This is a genomic window from Streptomyces sp. NPDC051636 (genome assembly GCF_044453765.1).
Lineage (GTDB): Bacteria > Actinomycetota > Actinomycetes > Streptomycetales > Streptomycetaceae > Streptomyces.
On record NZ_JBITDA010000033.1, the window covers coordinates 48,227 to 66,005 of the forward strand.

The window sequence follows — 17,779 nt, forward strand, 5'->3', positions numbered from 1 at the left end:
GCGGCCGGACTCAGGCGGAGGGGACCCATGACCGAACTGCCCCGCATCATCAGCGTCGACGACCACGTGATCGAGCCCGCGCACCTCTTCGAGACCTGGCTGCCGGCGAAGTACCGGGACCGCGGCCCCAAGCCGCTCACCGCCGGGATCGGCGAACTCGCCTACGTGGGCGGCAAGTACCGGATCACGATGGATCCGGAGGGCCCGCCTGCCGACTGGTGGATCTACGAGGACCTGAAGTTCCCGTACAAGCGCAACATCGCCGCCGTCGGCTTCGACCGGGACGAGATGACGCTGGAGGGCATCACCCGGGAGGAGATGCGGCGCGGCTGCTGGGACCCGAAGGCCCGGCTGGAGGACATGGACCTCAACCACGTCGAGGGCAGTCTCTGCTTCCCCACCTTCCCGCGCTTCTGCGGGCAGACCTTCGCCGAGGCACACGACAAGGAGGTCGCGCTGGCCTGTGTGCGGGCCTACAACGACTGGATGGTCCAGGAGTGGTGCGGGGACAGCGGCGGGCGGCTGATCCCGCTGTGCCTGATCCCGCTGTGGGACGTGGAGCTGGCGGTGGCGGAGATCCGGCGCAACGCGGCCCGCGGGGTCCGAGCGGTGACCTTCTCCGAGATCCCCACCTACCTGGGCCTGCCCTCGATCCACTCCGGCTACTGGGACCCGTTCTTCGCGGTCTGCGAGGAGACGGGGACGGTCGTCAACATGCACATCGGCAGCAGCTCGCAGATGCCCGCCGCCTCCCCGGACGCGCCGCCGGCCGTGCAGGCCTCGCTGTCCTTCAACAACGCCATGGCCTCGATGACGGACTTCCTCTTCAGCGGGGTGCTGGTGAAGTTCCCGGCCCTCAAACTCGCCTACTCCGAGGGCCAGATGGGCTGGATCCCGTACGCCCTGGAGCGCGCCGACGACGTCTGGGAGGAGCACCGGGCCTGGGGCGGGGTGCGGGACCTCGTCCCGGAGCCGCCGTCGACGTACTACTACCGGCAGATCTTCTGCTGCTTCTTCCGCGACAAGCACGGGGTGGCGTCCCTCGACGTCGTCGGCCGGGACAACGCCACCTTCGAGACCGATTATCCGCACGTCGACTCCACCTTCCCGCACACCAAGGAGGTCGCCCTCGACCATGTGAAGGGCCTCGACGACGAGACGGTCTACAAGCTCATGCGGGGCAACGCGATCCGCATGCTGGACCTGGACCTCGACAGGTAATGGACCTGACGTACACGCCCGAGGAGGAGGAGTTCCGGGCCCGGCTCAGGCAGTGGCTGGGCGAGGCGCTGCCCACGCTTCCCGCGAAGCCCTCCCCGGACGACTGGCCGGGGCGCCGCGCCTACGACCTCGGCTGGCAGCGGATGCTGTACGGCGCCGGGTACGCCGACGTCCACTGGGACGCCTCTCCGACCATGCGGCTGATCTTCCTGGAGGAGACGGAGAAGGCGGGCGCTCCCTATGTGGGCGCGGGCTTCGTCGGGCTGCTGCACGCGGGGCCGACCATCGCCGCCGAGGGGACGGACGGGCAGCGGGCGCGCTGGCTGCCGCCGATCCTGCGGGGCGAGGAGGTGTGGTGCCAGGGGTTCAGCGAGCCGGACGCCGGATCCGACCTGGCGTCACTGCGCACGCGCGCGTGGCGGGACGGCGACGACTACGTGGTGAGCGGGTCCAAGACATGGACCTCGCACGCCGAAGTCGCCGACTGGTGCGAGCTGTTGGTGCGCACGGACCCCTCGGCGCCCAGGCACCGGGGCATCACCTGGCTCGCGATGCCCATGGACGCGCCGGGCGTCACCGTACGGCCGCTGCGGACGCTCGCCGGGTCGGCGGAGTTCGCGGAGGTGTTCCTCGACGAGGTGCGGGTGCCGGTGGCCAACCGGGTCGGCGCGGAGAACGACGGCTGGCGGGTGACGATGGTGACGCTGTCCTTCGAGCGCGGCACGGCGTTCGTCGGCGAGGTGGTCGCCTGCCGCCGGGTGCTGGGCGAACTGGCCCGCCGGGCCAGGGAGAACGGACGCTGGGACGATCCGGCGCTGCGGCGGCGGCTCGGGCGGCTGAACGCCGAGTTCCGTGCGCTGTGGCGGCTGACGCAGTGGAACGTCAGCGAGGCGGAGTCGAGCGGCGGGGTGCCCGGAGTCGGGGGTTCGGTTTTCAAACTGAGGTACTCGCACGCGCGTCAGGAGCTGTACGACACCGCGGCCGACGTCCTCGGCCCGGACTGTCTCGACCTCGACCGGCCCTGGGTCCTCGACCGGCTCTCCTCCCTCTCGTACACCATCGCGGCCGGCACCTCGCAGATCCAGCGCACGATCGTCGGTGAGCGGATCCTTGGCCTGCCGAAGGGGCGGTGAGGTGGGTTTGCGATTCCAACTGACCGAGGACCAGCGGGCGTTGCGGGACGGGATGCGGCAGCTGCTGGCCCGGCGCTTCGACCGTGAGGCGCTGCGGGCCGCGGTCACCGCGCCCGGTCTCGACCGGGCGCTGTGGCGGGAACTGGGGGAGGCCGGCTTCTTCGCGCTGCGGCTGCAGGAGGCGGACGGCGGGGTCGGACTCGGCCTGCCCGAAGCCGTGTTGGCCTTCGAGGAGGCCGGGCGGGCACTGCTGCCGGGCCCGCTGGTGGCCACCCATCTCGCGGCCGGGTCCGTGCCGGGCGCGGCCACCGGGGAGGCCGTGGTGACCGCTGTGGACGGCGCCCTGGTGGAGTGGCTGACCGAGGCCGACAGCGTGCTCGGGGACGCCTCCGGGGCCGTACCCCTGCGATCGGTGGACCCGCTGACGCCGCTGCACCGGGTGCCCCGGGTCCGCGCGCCGGATCCCGCCGCCGTGCTCCTCACCGCCGCCGAGCAGCTCGGCACGGCCACGCGCGCGTGCGAACTGGCGGTGCAACACGCCCGGGCGCGAGAGCAGTTCGGGCAGCCCATCGGGGCCTTCCAGGCGGTCAAACACCTGTGCGCGGAGATGCTGGTCCGGGTCGAGACCGCCCGGGCCGCCGTCTACGCGGCCGCCGTCACCGGCGACCCGGTGGACATCGCGGGCGCCCGGCTGCTCGCCGACGAGGCGGCCGTACGCGGCGCCCGCGACTGCCTCCAGGTCCACGGCGGCATGGGCTTCACCTGGGAAGCCGAGGTGCACCTGCATCTGAAGCGAACGTGGGTGCGAGCTCAACGTCCCGGTGGGATCACGGAGAGTGAGGAGCTGCTCGCCGCCGATCTCCTCGCCTGAACCGCTCGAAGGCCGCTGGGCTGGGAAGTCCGCGGACCGCCCGCAGGGCATGTCGCGGATCGTGGCACACAGTGATCACGGAGCGTTGATACCGGGTTGTGTCCTACGCGTGACTCGTCACGGCCCGGAGTCGGCGACCCGCTCCGGTACCTTGTGTGAGATGCGAGTGGTTCACAGCTCGAGCCATGCCGGCGCGGCCCCTGGGGCGGCCCCACAGCCGGTGGCGCGTACCGCTGCTCGCAGGGCGGACAGGGCTTCTGCCCCCGCCTGTTCGACTCCCCGTGATGAGCGTCGCACAGTATGCCGTACACGTACTCCTTCGCGCTGGAATATGCCCGAAGCGCTTGTTGAGGTGACTGTACGTCAACCATGCTGTCCGGCAAGGGAATCACGTTCCGTGACCCCTGCTCTGGCCGTTGTTCTGGCCATGCAGAAAATGGCTACGATCGTGGCCCTCGTCGTGGTGCTCGTCGCGACCCTCGTCGTGGCGTTCGCGTGGCGTGGCGTCATGTGTCCGCCGGTTCGGATGGTGTGAGCGGTGCAGGTGCTTCAAGTGCAGCTGGAGATCCGGCCCGACCCCGCGGAGGTGGGGCGAGCCAGGAGGTGGGCGCGCTCGCGGCTCGCCGGGTCCGGGATGGCGGACGACGAGTCGCTCGCCGAGACCCTGATCCTGCTCGTCTCCGAGCTGGTCACCAACGCCGTGGTGCACACCGGGACTCCGGCCGTGCTGCGGCTCTCCCTGCCCGGCGCGGCGACGGAGTCCGCCCCCGTGCGCCTGGAGGTGGCCGACGCCAGCACGCGCGCGCCCGCGCCCAGGTGCGCGGACGACGACGCGACCGGCGGCCGGGGCCTGGCCCTCGTCGACGGTCTCGCCGACCGCTGGGGCTGGAGCCAGGAGGGCGCGGGCAAGCGCATCTGGTGCGAACTGGACCGTTGCGAACAGCCCGGGGAAGGCGCGCCGCCGGCGTGCGGGGGCGGGCTCACGGCGTTCGAGGGGCTGGCCTTCGAGGCGGTGTAGCCCCGGTGCACGGGGGGCGGGGAACCCGGCCGGAGCGTGGTGGCCGTAGACCGGTGCGCCGGGGTGTGCACCCGTGCGCGTCCGCCATGAATGGGACCTAAGTAATAAATCCCCGTACGGGTGTTGACGCCTCGTGACCGTTTGATCACGCTTGTGGTCATCGATTCGCCGCGAGGGGACGGCGAGGGCCTGGGTGACGGAGGTCCTCGGCGAGTGTGGGTCGTAGGCCGGATGGCGGCGCGCGGGGCCGTGCTCGAGGCGGGTGCCGTGCCGCCATCCGGATGCCACTGGGCGTCAGAGGGTGTCCGGGGACGTCAGAGGACGGCCACCGGTGCCACCGGAGCGCCGGTCGCGCCGACGAACGGCTCGGGCATCGCGGACAGCAGGAACGCGTACCGCCCTTCTTCTCCACAGGCTGTGGACAACTCTTCGAGATTCCAGTTCTGGCCCTGGAGCATCCCCATCTCCACCAGGTCCAGGGCGTGCACGGGCAGCCACAAATCCTCTATCTCAGGCGGAAATATCTCAAAAGTCAGGGTGTCGTTGGCGACCGCGGCGACATCGCGCGCGTGGAACCACTCCGGCGTGCGCACCGAAAGCCCCGGCGACGGATAGCCGTAGCCGTGCTTGTCGCCCGCGAGATACACCTGTACCTGCCCGGTCCGTACGAGCACGACGTCCCCCGCGCGCACCCGCGTCCCGGCGAGTTCCTCGGCCTCCTCGAGATCCTCCGGGGTGACCGCGTGCCCGCCGTCCAGCCGGTCCACGCCACGCGCGCGTGCCACGTCGAGCAGCACCCCGCGCGAGACGATGTGCCGCGCCTTGTCGATGCCGCTGAACTCGGCGCCGCCGTGTGCGGTGACGGTGCCGGCGGGCCGGCCGTTGTAGAGCATCCCCGAGTGCGAGACGTGTGTCAGCGCGTCCCAGTGGGTGCCCGCCTGCAGCCCCATCGTCACGGCGTCGTCGCTGCACGCGACCGTCCCCGGGCCGAACAGCTCCTGGTTGACCTGCACCATCGCGTGCAGCGGGTTGACCCGCCCCGGGATCATCCCGGTCTGCACGCCGTCCTGCTTCAGCGGCAGCGCGAGGGGGACGCGGCGCCCGGTGCGGACGGCGGCCGCCGCCTCGCGCACCACCTCGTCGGTGATCAGGTTCAGGGTGCCGATCTCGTCGTCCGCCCCCCAGCGGCCCCAGTTGTTCACGCGCTCGGCGATGTCGTGAAACGCGGGATGAAGTGTCGGCAATGACATCCGGTCCTCCCCGGGGCTTGTCTCCGCACGTCCGGCGCGCCATAAAATCTAACGGGCCGTCAGATAGCGCGGGAAGGGGCCGGGCGTGGGGAACTTCTTGGCAGGCAAGGCCGTCGCCGTGACCGGCGCCGGGCGGGGCATCGGCCGGGCGGTCGCCCTCGCGGCGGCGGCCGAGGGGGCGAAGGTCGTCGTCAACGACTACGGGGTCTCCACCGACGGCACCTCACCCACCAGCGAGGTCGCCGACGCCGTGGCCAAGGAGATCGAGGCGGCGGGCGGCGAGGCCGTCGCGGTGGCCGACGACATCTCCACCATGTCGGGCGGGCAGCGGGTCGCCGACACGGCCCTGTCGGCGTACGGGCGGCTCGACGGGGCCGTCTGCGTGGCCGGGATCCTGCGCGAGCGGATGCTGTTCAACATGTCCGAGGAGGAGTGGGACCCGGTCGTCGCCACCCACCTCAAGGGCACGTTCACCGTCTTCCGGGCGGCCTCCGCGGTCATGCGCAGGCAGAGGTCCGGCACGCTCATCGGCTTCACCAGCGGCAACCACCAGGGCTCCGTCTCGCAGGCCAACTACAGCGCCGCGAAGGGCGGCGTCATCTCCCTCGTCCGCAGCGCGGCCCTGGGCCTGCACAAGTACGGGGTGACCGCCAACGCGGTGGCGCCCGTCGCGCGTACGCGGATGTCCGCGGGCGTCCCCGTGGAGCTGAAGGAGATCGGGGAACCGGAGGACGTGGCGGCGCTGGTCGTCTACCTGCTGTCGGACCGGGCGAGGGAGCAGCGGATCACTGGGCAGGTGTACACGATCGCGGGGCCGAAGATCGCGGTGTGGGCGCAGCCGCGGGAGCTGCGCGCGGCGTACGCCTCCGGCGGGTGGACCCCGGAGAGCATCGCGGACTTCCTGCCGGGGTCGGTGGGGGTGGATCCGATGCCGATGCTGTCCCAGCTGGAGGCGATGGAGAGGGCGGCGAGGGAGGGTTCCCGGCCGAACGCGTAGCTGCTGCAGCCGTGCCGCCGGGGCGGCACGGGTGGGCGATGGGGGTCCCCCCGCTCGAGCGAAGCCGAGAGTGGGGGAGGCACCCCGTCGGCGCGGGCGAGCGGCACCTCCCCGGCGGCAGCACCGAGCAACCATCCGAGCAACGTCCAGTCAGCCGACCAAGGCGGTAACCGTGGAGTTCGGGTTCACCGGGGAAGACGAGGCATTCCGGGCCGAGGCAAGGGCGTGGCTCGCGGCGCACGCGGGCGGTGCGCAAGACCGCCGGTCCTGGGAGCGGACCCTCGGAGCGGCCGGCTGGATAGGCCTCGGCTGGTCCGAGCCGGGCTACGGCAACCGCACCGCCACCCTCACCCAGCAGGTCGCCTGGGCCGAGGAGTACGCCCGCTCCCCGGCACCACCGCGCTCGGGGCACATCGGGGAGAACCTCCTCGCCCCGACCCTGATCGCCCACGGCACCGACCAACAGAAGGCCCGCTTCCTCCCCCCGGTCGCCGCCGGCGCCGAGCTGTGGTGCCAGGGGTACAGCGAGCCGAACGCCGGCTCGGACCTGGCGGGCGTGCGCACCGCGGCCGTACGCGAGCCGCGGGAGCCGTACTACCGGATCACGGGCCAGAAGGTCTGGACCTCACGTGCCCACGAGGCCGACTGGTGCTTCGTGCTGGCGCGCACCGACCCCGGCTCCCGCCGCCACCACGGCCTGAGTTTCCTGCTCGTGCCCATGGACCAGCCGGGCCGGATCGAGGTCCGGCCCATCCGCCAGATGACGGGCACGAGCGACTTCAACGAGGTGTTCTTCGACGGCGCACGCGCGCGCGTGGAGCACAGCGTGGGCGGCGAGGGCAACGGCTGGCGGGTGGCGATGAGCCTGCTCGGCTTCGAACGGGGCGTGTCGACGCTCGCTCAGCAGATCGGCTTCGCGGAGGAGTTGGGGCGGGTCGTACGGACGGCGCTGGACACCGGCGCGGCGGACGACCCCGTCGTACGCGACCGCCTGGTCAGGCAGTGGGCCGAGCTGCGCGTGATGCGCTGGAACGCCCTGCGCACCCTGGGCGGTTCGGGCGACCCGGGCGCCCCCAGTGTGGCGAAGCTGTTGTGGGCGGGCTGGCACCAGCGGCTCGGGGAGCTGGCGATGCTGGTGCGGGGGGCGGCGGCGAGCGCGGGCCCGGCGGACTGGTCGCCGGCGGTGCCGTACGAACTGGACGCGTTTCAGCACCTGTTCCTCTTCTCCCGGGCCGACACCATCTACGGCGGCTCGGACCAGGTGCAGCGCACGATCATCGCCGAGCGCGTGCTCGGCCTGCCGAGGGAACCGAAGGGCTGAGGGGGCTGCGGCATGCGCGGTGTGGTGTTCGACGGCAAGCAGGTGCGGGTCGTGGACGATCTGGCCGTACGGGATCCGGGGCCCGGCGAGGTGCGGGTGGCGATCTCGGCGGCGGGGCTGTGCCACAGCGACCTGTCGGTGGTGGACGGGACCATACCCTTCCCGGTTCCCGTGGTGCTGGGCCATGAGGGTGCCGGGGTGGTGGAGGCGGTCGGCGCGGGCGTCACCCACGTCTCGCCCGGCGATCACGTGGCCCTGTCCACGCTCGCCAACTGCGGGACGTGCGCGGAGTGCGACCGGGGGCGTCCGACGATGTGCCGGCAGGCGATCGGGCGGCCGGGGCGGCCGTTCGTCCGGGGCGGGGACGCGCTGTACCAGTTCGCGTCCAGCTCGGCCTTCGCCGAGCACACGGTGGTGAAGGCCGTGCAGGCCGTCCGCATCCCGAAGGACATCCCGCTGCCGTCCGCCGCGCTGATCGGCTGCGGGGTGCTGACCGGGATGGGGGCCGCGCTCAACCGGGCCCGGGTGGAGCGCGGGGACAGCGTCCTGGTGATCGGCACCGGCGGGATCGGCCTGAACGTCCTGCAGGGCGCACAGCTCGCGGGCGCCCTGCGGATCGTGGCCGTGGACGCCAACCCGGCGAAGGAGGCGGTGGCCCGGCAGTTCGGCGCGACCGACTTCCTGACCTCGACGGAGGGCGTGCAGGACCTGCTGCCGACGGGGGTCGACCACGCCTTCGAATGCGTGGGCCGGGTCGAGCTCATCCGCCAGGCCATCGACCTGCTCGACCGCCACGGTCAGGCGATCCTCCTCGGCGTCCCCCCAGCCACCGCCGAGGCGTCCTTCCTGGTGTCCTCCCTGTACCTGGACAAGGCCGTCCTCGGCTGCCGCTACGGGTCCTCCCGCCCCCAGCACGACATCGCCCTCTACGCCGAGCTGTACCGCCAGGGCCGCCTGCTCCTCGACGAACTGGTCACCGCGACCTACCCGGTGGAGGACTTCGAGAAGGCGCGGGCGGACGCGGAGGCGGGGCGGGTGGCGCGGGCGGTGCTCACCTTCTGAACGTGACTCACGTCCTCGTCACCGCCCGGAAGTCCGCCGGTACGCCGTCGGCGTCACCCCCAGCGCCGCCTGGAGGCGCAGGATCGGGGTCTCACAGCGTTTGGCGGGTAAGATCACGGAGTTTCAGCGGGCCGCGAATGCGGCGAGCGCAGTGTGAGACCGTCCGAGGGGGGCACCACATGACGCAGCAAGGGACCATCGCGGTAGAGCGCATGGATGGAGCGGCCGCAGTGCAGGCCGAGGACGCGTTCAGGCTGATCTACGCCGAAGCGTTCGCCGAGCCTCCTTACAACGAGAGCGAGGACGACGTCGCCGCCGCCTTCCGCCGCTTCCCCGTCCAGGCTCGCAACCGCGCCTTCCGCGCCACCTTGGCCCGTTGCGAGGACGGCGAGCCGGTCGGCATGGCGTACGGCCACCCGCTCCGTCCCGACACGGGCTGGTGGGACGAACTGACCGAGCCCGTGCCCGAGGACATGCGGCGCGAGGACGGGCACCGCACCTTCGGGCTCATGGAACTCGCCGTGCGCGGACCGTGGCGTGGACAGGGCATCGCCCGTCGTCTGCACGAGACGCTGCTCGACGGCATCGGAGCCGAGCGGGTGCTGTTGAACGTCCACCCGGGCAGCAGGGCGGCGTCGGCCGCTTACCGGGCGTGGGGATACCGCAAGGTCGGCGAGGCGCGGCCGTGGGGGGAGAGCGCGGACCTCCACGACGTGATGCTGCTCGAGCTGCGCTGAGCGCAGTCTGTGAACGGAGCGTGCGGCACCGAAGCAACAAAACCGAAGCGCGTCGGGTACAGAGCCCCTGTCGGTCTCCCCGTGGCTGGCAGGGGCTCACTCCTCACCGCGCCGTTCGTCCGGCTGCTGCGCGACCACCCGGCCGACGTGGGCCGGAAACCCTATGGCGCACGGGAGTTCGTCCCCCCAAGCCGCCCCCGGTCGTCGGCGCCGCCCGCCGCACGCTCACGGTCCGTTCTCCACCGCCCTCCCCCACTCTCGGCTCCGCTCGAGCGGGGGACCCCCATCGGTCCCTTCCGGCTGCTCGCCGGCACCTTCGCGATCTGCGGCGCCCGCACCCCCTAGGCCAGCCGCGCGAACCGCCCCCGGTGGAACACCAGCGGTCCGTCGGGGGCCTCGCCCGTGCCCAGGGCGTCGACCCGGCCCACCACGATGAGGTGGTCGCCGCCGGTGTGGACGGCGTGGATCGTGCAGTCGATCCAGGCGGCGGCCCCGGCCAGGAGCGGGGAGGCGGACACCGGCGCCGGGTCGTACGCCACGCCCGTGAACTTGTCCGCGCCGCTCACCGCGAAGGCGCGGCACACCTCGCCCTGGCCGGCGGCCAGGACGTTCACGCAGAAGACGCCCGCGCGGGCGATGCGCGGCCACGTCGTGGACGTACGGCCGACCAGGAACACGACGAGCGGCGGGTCGAGGGAGAGGGAGGAGAAGGACTGGCAGGCGAACCCGGCGGGGGAGTCCGCGCCGTCCGTGGCGGGTGCCGTGACCACGGTCACGCCGGTCGGGAAGTTCCCCAGGACCCGCCGGAACTCGCCCTGGTCCACCGGTGTGCGTTCGCCCTCCCGGACGCACCGGAGTTCCGGGCGCGGCAGCGCCTCCACGGGCCCCGCGGGCGGGACCTCGGCCGACCTGAGGTAACGGACGGCGGCGGCCGCCATCCCTGCGTGTCCCATCACACCGACCATTGAAGCTGACGATCCGTCAGACAGGAAGGGCTGTGGCGGGCCCCACGGTGGCCGCACGTACGCTGCCCCCGTGGGGTGGGGAAAGATGCGCGGGGAAACCGGCTCGACCTGGTCGTACGCTGACCTGAACGCGGCCGCGGCGCTGTGCGCGGCGCAGCTGCCGGCGGCCGGACTGGTGTGGTGGATCGGGAGCTTCAGCCGGGACGACTACGGTGCCGGGAACGGCGGTGCCCTGGGCGTGCTCTGTCTGCTCGTCTTCGCGCCCCTGCTGCTGCCGTTCCTGGGGCTGGCACTGGCCTTCGCCCTCATCCTGCCCTCGGTGGTGCTCGCCCGCCTGGCCGCCCGTCACCTCGGCGGCCCCGGTTGGCTCTGGCAGCCGGCGGCCCCGGTGGTCCCGGCCACTCTCTGGGGGGCGGTGGCGGCCCTGCTGGGGGGCACCGCTCACCGCCACGGTCCCGGCGCTCACGGCCCTGGGCGTTCTGCCCGCCCTCTGGGTCGCCCATGTCCGCACCCGCGCCTGGCGCTGGTGGGGCGTCTGGGGACGCTCGGCCCTCGCCTGCGTCGCCCTGTTCGCCCTGACCCTCGGGGGCGGCCTGCTGGCCACCGAGGCCGGCCTGGTCCCGCAGTACGAGCCCCCGAAGCTGACCACCACCGAGCTCACAGGGGTCTGGCACGGCACGGACGGGGCGGAGCTGCGGCTGCGCCCCGGCGGGCGGGCCGAGGCCGGCAGGCTGCCGGCCGAGCCCGCGGACGAGGACTGGAGAAGGCGGGACTACGTCACGTGCGAGGGCTCCGGCACCTGGGAGCCCGACGCCGACGCGGACAACGCCGGCCGGGACGGCGTGCTCGTCCGGCTCGACGGCGACTGCGGCGAGGACACGCACTGGTCGATCAGCGGCTCCGAGGACGCCCCCGAGCTGTTCGTGCTCTTCGGCGACCCGGACGGGGGAGAACTGCGGATCCTGAAGCGGACCTCCGGCTGAGCGTCACCGGCCCCTGAACGCGGCGCTCCTGCGCTGCACGAAGCTCGCCACGCCCTCCCGCGCGTCCGCCGTCGTCATGTTGATCTCCTGCGCGGCGGCCTCGGCGGCGAAGGCGGTGGCCCGGTCGGTGTCGAGCGAGGCGTTGACGAGCTGCTTGGTCAGGGCGAGGGCGCGGGTCGGCCCGGCGGCGAGCCGCGCCGCCCACTCCCGGGCCGTCTTGTCCAGCTCGCCGTCCGCCACGACCCGGTTGACCAGCCCGAGCCGCTCGGCGTCCGCCGCGCCCACCGCGTCCCCGAAGAACATCAGCTCCTTGGCCCGCTGCGGCCCCATCAGCCGGGGCAGCAGATAGGCGCCACCTGCGTCCGGTACGAGCCCGCGCCGCACGAACACCTCGATGAACCGGGCGGACTCGGCTGCGAGTACGAGGTCGCAGGCGAACGCGAGATGGGCGCCGAGCCCGGCCGCCGTACCGTTCACGGCGGCGATCACCGGCTTCTCGCAGTCCAGCACGGCGCCGATCAGCCGCTGGGCGCCCAGCCGCAGGGTGCGGGCGACGTCACCGGCGACCGGTGCCGGGGCCTTGGAGGCCCCCCGCAGATCCGCCCCCGCGCAGAACCCGCGCCCCGTCCCGGTGAGGACCACGGCCCGTACGTCCGGGTCGGCGGACGCCTCCGACAGCAGCTGGATGAGGCGTTCCCGCAGGTCGGGTGTGAGGGCGTTGAGGGCCTCGGGCCGGTCGAGGGTGAGGTGCGAGACCTGGTCGCACGTCGTGTACCGGATGGCCGTCTCCACGCTCACCGGCACACCGCCAACGCGTCCAGCGCCACCGCGCCCTGCCCCCTGGGCAGCACCATCAGCGGGTTGATGTCCAGCTCCGCCAGCTCGTCCCCGAGCTCCAGCGCCATGCGCTGCACGCGCAGCACGACCTCCACGAGCGCGTCCACATCGGCGGGCGGCCGGCCCCTGACCCCGTCCAGCAGGGCCCGCCCGCGCAGTCCGGCGAGCATGTCCCGGACCTGGTCCTCGCCGAAGGGCGGCACACCCACGGCGGCATCGCGCAGCACCTCCACGAGCACCCCGCCCAGCCCGGCCGTCACCGTCGGCCCGAACAGCGCGTCGTGGGTGACGCCGACGACCATCTCCACGCCCCGCTCGACCATCTGGCACACCAGGACGCCGTCCAGCGAGACGCCCTCGTAGCGGGCGATGTCGGTCAGCTCCCGGTAGGCGTCCCGGACCTGGCTGGCGGAGGTCAGGCCGATCTTCACCAGGCCCAGCTCGGTCTTGTGGGCGATCTGCGCGCCGGACGCCTTCATCACCACCGGGTAGCCGACCTGGCCCGCCGCGCGCACGGCCGCCGCCGCGCTGGTCACCAGCTGCTCGCGCGGCACCCGGATGCCGTAGGCGCGCAGCAGCTGCTTGGCCGCGTGCTCGCTCAGCTGCTGCCCCGGCCGCATCAGCATGCGGGCCTTGCGGAAGGAGGGGGAGGGCGTGCGGGGCGCCTCGTCGAAGGGGGAGCGGTAGGAGCGTAGGAAACGGTGGTGGTCGAGGTAGGCGCGGACGGCGGTGAGGCAGTTGCCGACGGTACGGAAGGTGGCCACCCGGGAGGAGCCGAGCAGCACCTCCCGGTACGCGGGCTCGGTGCCGACCGGCGACCCCCACACCACGCACACCAGCTTGTCCGTCGTCTCCGCCGCGTCGACCAGGTCCTGGACGAGCTTGTCGCTGAGGGGCGGGAAGGGGCCGGTGACCGGGCAGATCAGCACACCCACCTCGGGGTCGTCCAGGATCGCGTCGATGATCCTCCGGCCGCGCCGGTCGCCGACCGGATGACCGCCGTTGTCGACCGGGTTGGCCACGCTCAGGTACTCGGGTATCCACTGGTGCAGCTCGGCCTGCTTGCCCTCGGACAGCACCGGCAGCCGCAGACCCGCCCCGGCGGCCAGGTCGGCGACATGCGCGCCGGTGCCGCCGGAGATGGAGTAGACGACGACCCCGTCGGCACGCGGGGCCCGCGCCCGTGCCAGCAGGGCCGCGGTGTCCTGGAGTTCGTCGAGCCCGTCGACCCGGATCACGCCGTACTGCCGCATCGCCGCGTCCACGACGTCGTCGGCGCCGGTCAGCTTGCCGGTGTGGGAGGCGGCGGTACGGGCCCCGGCCTCCGTGCGGCCCACCTTCACGGCGACGACCGGGACCTTGCGGCGGGCGGCCCGGTCGGCGGCGAGCAGGAAGGAGCGGCCGTTCTTGAGCCCCTCGACGTAGGCGGCGATGGCGCCGACCTCGGGCCGCTCGGCGAAGTAGGAGATGAAGTCGGCGGTCTCCAGGTCGGCCTCGTTGCCGGTGGGCGCCCAGTGGGAGAGCCGGATGCCGAGCTCCTGGAGGGCGAAGACGGGCCGCCCCTGGTGTCCGGACTGGGTGATGAGGGCGATCGCCGGGCCGTCCAGGTCGTCCCGGAACCGCTCGAAGGCGTTGAGGTTGGTGTTCGGCCCGAGCAGCCGCAGCCCCGAACGCCGCACGGCCGCCGCGAGCCGGGCCTGGGCGCGGGCGCCCTCCACGCCGGTCTCCGCGAACCCGGAGGCGAAGGCGACGGCGAACTTCACCTTCGCCTCGCCGAGTTCCTCGATCACCGGCAACGGGTCGGCGACCAGTAGCACGGCGAGGTCGACCTGTTCGGGCAGCTCGGCGACGGACGCGATGCAGGGGATGCCGAAGACGGACGGCCGGCCGGGATGCACCGGGTGCACCCTGGCCCCCACCCGCTCGGCCCAGGAGAGCAGCTGCCTGGTGATGCCGGTGTTCGGCCGGCCCTCCGCGTCCGAGGCACCGATCACGGCGACGGACTCGGGCCGGAAGAACCGGTCGAGATCGGGGACGTCCTTGTGCAGCGGACGCCCGCTGACGTCCAGCTCGTCCACGTCGGCCGCCCGGCCGTGAACGGCGGGGCCGGGCCGCTGCTCACCGCAGGCGATGACCCGGGCCCGGCGGGAGTCGGTGGTGAGGGTGCCGTGGGTTGATCCAAGCATCGGTCCGCCCGCTCCTGTGTGACAGCCATTCAACTGACGATCAGTCAGATTACTGAACTGACGCAACGTCAGGAACTGGTTGTGCACGCAAAGATGGCGTTCCCGGGGAAGCCGGGGCTCGGCCGGGATCAGCCGGGCAGCCGCGAGAGCCGCCCGGCGCCCTGCTTCGCCACCGCCTTCGCGATCTTCTGTGCGTCGATCGCCAGCTCGCGGAACATGCCGCTGATGGGGTTGGTGAAACCGGTGAAGTACAGGCCCGGGGCGTTCTTCGGGGCGCGGGCGCCGTGCACCACCGGCTTGCCGCGGCCGTCGAGCACGTCGAGGTGACCGACCAGGCCCTCCAGGGCGCGGACGTACCCGGTAGCGGCGATCACGGCGTCGGGCGAGACGCGCGTGCCGTCGGCGAGGACCACCTTGCCGTCCTCGAACCCCTCGACGGCGGCCACGACCTCCACCTTCCCCTTGCGCACGGCGTCGATGATACCGACGTCCTGCACGGGGATCGACCCCTCCTTGACCCTGCTGTACAGCCCGGTGCCGGGGCGGGGCAGCCCGTGCGCCGACAGGTCCGGCACGCAGAGCTTCGCCACCGGCCGCGCGAGCCGGTCGACGAGGGCGACGGGCAGCCGCCGTACCAGCACGGCCGAGTACTGCGCGGCCCATCCGGCGGTCGACCGGCGCACGATGTGCGGCGCGGTCCGCACCGACAGCCGTACCCGGGAGGCGCCCCCCTCCGCCAGGTCCACGGCGATCTCGGCACCGGTGTTGCCGATCCCGACCACCAGGACGTCCCGCCCGGCGTACGGCGCGGCGTTGCGGTACCCGCCCGCGTGCAGGAACTCCCCGCCGTACGCTTCCAGCCCCGGCCAGTCGGGCACCCGCGGGGTGTGGTTGTAGCCGGTGGCCACGACCACCGCGCCGCCGGTCAGCTCCCGCCCGCCGGAGGCGTGCAGCAGCCAGCCCGTGCCGTCGGCCAGGCGCTCGATCCGGGAGACCTCGACGCCGGTGACGATCTCCAGCTCGTGGTGCTCGGCGTACTTCTCCAGGTAGCGCACCACGTTGTCCCGGGACACCCACCGCCCGAACCGGCGCGGCATCGGCAGCCCGGGGAGGGCCGACAGGCGGCGGGTGGTGTGCAGGTGCAGCCGGTCGTAGTGGCGCCGCCACGACGCCCCGACGCGGTCGGACTTCTCCAGGACGACCGCCCGTATGCCCCGGGCGCGCAGCGCGTACGCGGCGGCCAGGCCGCCGGGGCCGGCGCCGATGACGTAGACGGGGCGGTCGGTGGGGCTCGCGGACAGGGCAGAGTCGGCCATGAGCGGGAGCGTAATCACGCACCGCGTTGATGGGTCTCGGTCAAGACCGGAATTGGTTGCGGATTGATCACGCCTGTAGGAGTAATGGGTGGGACCGGTGACGTAGGTGATCACACAACGAAGCCCGCGACGCCGGGCCCCGGTGCGCGGGGACCCGGCCTCGCGGGCGCGCGGTGTCCGGGACGGACGGGAACGGGCACCGCGGCCGGGGGTTGTTCGCCTTGTGTCCGGTCACCTTGGCGATCCACTTGACGAAGTCGCCCGGGTCGGCGTTGGAATGCGTCGCGGATTCTGCGGGGACGCACAGCTTCACGGCCGATGCACAGCATTTCCCGTACCGCCTCTCGGCTTTCCCAGGGATCTGACGTACCGTCAGATGTCATGGACGCGATCTGGCTCAGCGGCGCCGAGTGGTTGGCCGTGCTGCGCATCGGGCTCGGCCTGTGGTGGCTGGAGAGCTGGCGGCACAAGGACAAAAAAGGCTGGTTCGAGCGCGGCACCGGCATCGCCTGGGCCGCGGACGTCGCGGCGAAGCACCGCTGGAACGCGGTCCGCTCCGGCTTCGAGGCCGTGGTCAGGCCGCGCCCGCGGCTGATGGCGTACGTGGTGGTGTACGCGGAGCTGGCACTGGGCCTGGGGCTGGTCGCCGGCTTCCTCACCCCGATCGCCCTCGTCGGCGGCCTGCTGCTGAACCTCCTCTACTTCGCCCTCATGATCCACGACTGGGCCGAGCAGGGGCAGAACTCGATGATGGCGCTGATCTCGGTGGTCGCGCTGCTGGGGATGTCCTGGCAGGTGTGGTCCGTCGACCATGTGCTGGGGTGGTTCTGAATGGGAGCGGCGCGGTTCGATCTCCCCGAGCCGGACGCCTTCACGCGGCCCTACTGGGAGGCGGCAGCCGAAGGCCGTCTCCTCCTGCGCCGCTGCCGCGCGTGCGGCCGGGCCCACCACTACCCCCGCGAGTTCTGCCCCCACTGCTGGAGCGACGACGTCACCTGGACCCGGGCGACCGGCCGGGCCACCCTCTACACCTGGTCCGTCGTCCACCGCAACGACCTGCCGCCCTTCGGCGACCGCACCCCGTACGTCGCCGCCGTGGTCGACCTCGCGGAGGGCCCCCGGATGATGACGGAGGTCGTGGAGTGCGCGGCGGGGCGGTTGCGGGCGGGGCTGGCGGTCGAGGCGGTGTTCCGGGAGGGGGTGCCCGTCTTCAGGCCGGTGGCGCAGTGAGGCGGGCCACGGGATTGAATGGCGGTATGGCCCCCACGCGTGAGCAGCCCGCCGCCCACCCCGCCTCCGAGCCGCACGGCCACGGCCTGCGCCTGTGCCGCTGGGACGCGGACTCCGACGCCGACGTGGCGGCCTGGATGCGCGGCCGGGAAGACCCCGAGTTCCGGCGCTGGAACACCCCTCTCAAGGCCGTCACCGGCTTCGACAGCGCCCGGGACTCCCTGCGCACACAGGCGGCGAGCGCCGCGGCCGGCGACTGCGTGCCCTTCCGCGTCACGGACGCGGGCAGCGGTACGACCCTCGGACACATCGGCGTCAACGCCATCGACCGGGTCTGCCGCGTCGCGCGCGTCGGCTACTGGGTCCTGCCGGAGGCGCGGGGCCACGGGGTCGCCGCGCGGGCACTGGCCCTCGCCGCGCGCTGGGCGTTCGCGGAACTCGACCTGCACCGGCTCGAGTTGGGGCACGCGGTCGGACACGACGCGTCGTGCCGGATCGCGCGGAGGTGCGGGTTCCCCTACGAGGGGACGCTGCGCGGGGCGATGTTCGAGGCGGGGCGGCTGGACGCGTTCCGGGACGTGCACCTGCATGCGCGGCTCGCGACGGATCCGGAGCCGGGCATGCCGTAATCGGGAGGCGGCGCGCGGGAATT

18 protein-coding genes are annotated in these 17,779 nt (G+C 72.8%); 13 read left to right on the top strand and 5 right to left on the bottom strand.

Annotated elements, in window-relative coordinates:
- The first annotated feature begins 27 nt into the window (after positions 1–27).
- From ACIBBH_RS36925 to ACIBBH_RS36945, 5 genes are all read left to right on the top strand, one after another.
- Complete coding sequence (locus tag ACIBBH_RS36925) at positions 28–1,221, top strand: amidohydrolase family protein (protein ID WP_399412392.1); 1,194 nt, start codon at positions 28–30, stop codon at positions 1,219–1,221.
- On the top strand, positions 1,221–2,354 hold the full coding sequence (locus tag ACIBBH_RS36930) for an acyl-CoA dehydrogenase family protein (RefSeq protein WP_399412394.1): 1,134 nt from the start codon (positions 1,221–1,223) through the stop codon (positions 2,352–2,354). Before ACIBBH_RS36925 ends, ACIBBH_RS36930 begins: the two co-directional genes overlap by 1 nt.
- A gap of 7 nt (positions 2,355–2,361) precedes the next feature.
- Positions 2,362–3,225, top strand: a complete 864-nt coding sequence (locus ACIBBH_RS36935; RefSeq protein ID WP_399412454.1) for an acyl-CoA dehydrogenase family protein — start codon at positions 2,362–2,364, stop codon at positions 3,223–3,225.
- 397 nt (positions 3,226–3,622) lie between these two features.
- Positions 3,623–3,760, top strand: coding sequence for a hypothetical protein (locus ACIBBH_RS36940; RefSeq protein WP_361805511.1), 138 nt, complete (start codon positions 3,623–3,625; stop codon positions 3,758–3,760).
- 18 nt (positions 3,761–3,778) lie between these two features.
- Positions 3,779–4,243 carry an ATP-binding protein gene (locus tag ACIBBH_RS36945; RefSeq protein ID WP_399412456.1) on the top strand — a complete coding sequence of 155 codons (465 nt, stop codon included), beginning with the start codon at positions 3,779–3,781 and terminating at the stop codon, positions 4,241–4,243.
- A 314-nt stretch (positions 4,244–4,557) separates the two neighbouring features.
- Here the strand turns inward: ACIBBH_RS36945 and ACIBBH_RS36950 are convergent, their stop codons facing one another.
- The gene (locus ACIBBH_RS36950) at positions 4,558–5,493 is read right to left on the bottom strand and encodes a cyclase family protein (RefSeq protein WP_399412397.1); all 936 of its coding nucleotides are present in this window, start codon (positions 5,491–5,493) and stop codon (positions 4,558–4,560) included.
- 85 nt (positions 5,494–5,578) lie between these two features.
- On the opposite strand from ACIBBH_RS36950, the gene ACIBBH_RS36955 reads away from it, so the two are divergent.
- From ACIBBH_RS36955 to ACIBBH_RS36970, 4 genes are all read left to right on the top strand, one after another.
- On the top strand, positions 5,579–6,490 hold the full coding sequence (locus ACIBBH_RS36955) for an SDR family oxidoreductase (RefSeq protein ID WP_399412399.1): 912 nt from the start codon (positions 5,579–5,581) through the stop codon (positions 6,488–6,490).
- A 172-nt stretch (positions 6,491–6,662) separates the two neighbouring features.
- Positions 6,663–7,811 carry an acyl-CoA dehydrogenase family protein gene (locus ACIBBH_RS36960; protein WP_399412401.1) on the top strand — a complete coding sequence of 383 codons (1,149 nt, stop codon included), beginning with the start codon at positions 6,663–6,665 and terminating at the stop codon, positions 7,809–7,811.
- 12 nt (positions 7,812–7,823) lie between these two features.
- On the top strand, positions 7,824–8,873 hold the full coding sequence (locus ACIBBH_RS36965) for a Zn-dependent alcohol dehydrogenase (RefSeq protein ID WP_399412403.1): 1,050 nt from the start codon (positions 7,824–7,826) through the stop codon (positions 8,871–8,873).
- Positions 8,874–9,052: 179 nt separating this feature from the next.
- Entirely contained in the window at positions 9,053–9,610 is a 558-nt protein-coding gene (locus ACIBBH_RS36970; protein ID WP_399412405.1) for a GNAT family N-acetyltransferase, read from the top strand.
- A 341-nt stretch (positions 9,611–9,951) separates the two neighbouring features.
- Here ACIBBH_RS36970 and ACIBBH_RS36975 read toward each other — a convergent pair whose 3' ends face one another.
- Positions 9,952–10,563, bottom strand: coding sequence for a flavin reductase family protein (locus ACIBBH_RS36975; RefSeq protein ID WP_399412407.1), 612 nt, complete (start codon positions 10,561–10,563; stop codon positions 9,952–9,954).
- Between the two features lie 224 nt (positions 10,564–10,787).
- On the opposite strand from ACIBBH_RS36975, the gene ACIBBH_RS36980 reads away from it, so the two are divergent.
- Positions 10,788–11,558, top strand: coding sequence for a hypothetical protein (locus ACIBBH_RS36980; protein ID WP_399412409.1), 771 nt, complete (start codon positions 10,788–10,790; stop codon positions 11,556–11,558).
- A 3-nt stretch (positions 11,559–11,561) separates the two neighbouring features.
- Here ACIBBH_RS36980 and ACIBBH_RS36985 read toward each other — a convergent pair whose 3' ends face one another.
- The 3 genes from ACIBBH_RS36985 to ACIBBH_RS36995 form a co-directional block, all read right to left on the bottom strand.
- A complete protein-coding gene (locus ACIBBH_RS36985; RefSeq protein WP_399412411.1) occupies positions 11,562–12,362 on the bottom strand; it encodes an enoyl-CoA hydratase/isomerase family protein in 801 nt (266 codons plus the stop codon).
- Positions 12,353–14,581, bottom strand: coding sequence for an acetate--CoA ligase family protein (locus tag ACIBBH_RS36990; protein ID WP_399412413.1), 2,229 nt, complete (start codon positions 14,579–14,581; stop codon positions 12,353–12,355). The genes ACIBBH_RS36985 and ACIBBH_RS36990 overlap by 10 nt, the downstream gene beginning before the upstream one ends.
- A 128-nt stretch (positions 14,582–14,709) precedes the next feature.
- Positions 14,710–15,897 carry a flavin-containing monooxygenase gene (locus ACIBBH_RS36995; RefSeq protein ID WP_399412415.1) on the bottom strand — a complete coding sequence of 396 codons (1,188 nt, stop codon included), beginning with the start codon at positions 15,895–15,897 and terminating at the stop codon, positions 14,710–14,712.
- Positions 15,898–16,278: 381 nt separating this feature from the next.
- Between ACIBBH_RS36995 and ACIBBH_RS37000 the strand changes: the two genes are divergently transcribed.
- Genes ACIBBH_RS37000 through ACIBBH_RS37010 form a run of 3 tightly spaced genes read left to right on the top strand, consistent with a single transcriptional unit; the run spans position 16,279 to position 17,756 of the window.
- Positions 16,279–16,728 (top strand): DoxX family protein, encoded by a 450-nt coding sequence (locus ACIBBH_RS37000; RefSeq protein WP_399412417.1) that lies wholly within the window; start codon positions 16,279–16,281, stop codon positions 16,726–16,728.
- Positions 16,729–17,127 (top strand): Zn-ribbon domain-containing OB-fold protein, encoded by a 399-nt coding sequence (locus ACIBBH_RS37005; RefSeq protein ID WP_399412419.1) that lies wholly within the window; start codon positions 16,729–16,731, stop codon positions 17,125–17,127.
- A gap of 26 nt (positions 17,128–17,153) precedes the next feature.
- Positions 17,154–17,756, top strand: a complete 603-nt coding sequence (locus ACIBBH_RS37010) for a GNAT family N-acetyltransferase (RefSeq protein ID WP_399412421.1) — start codon at positions 17,154–17,156, stop codon at positions 17,754–17,756.
- The last annotated feature ends 23 nt before the right edge of the window (positions 17,757–17,779 follow it).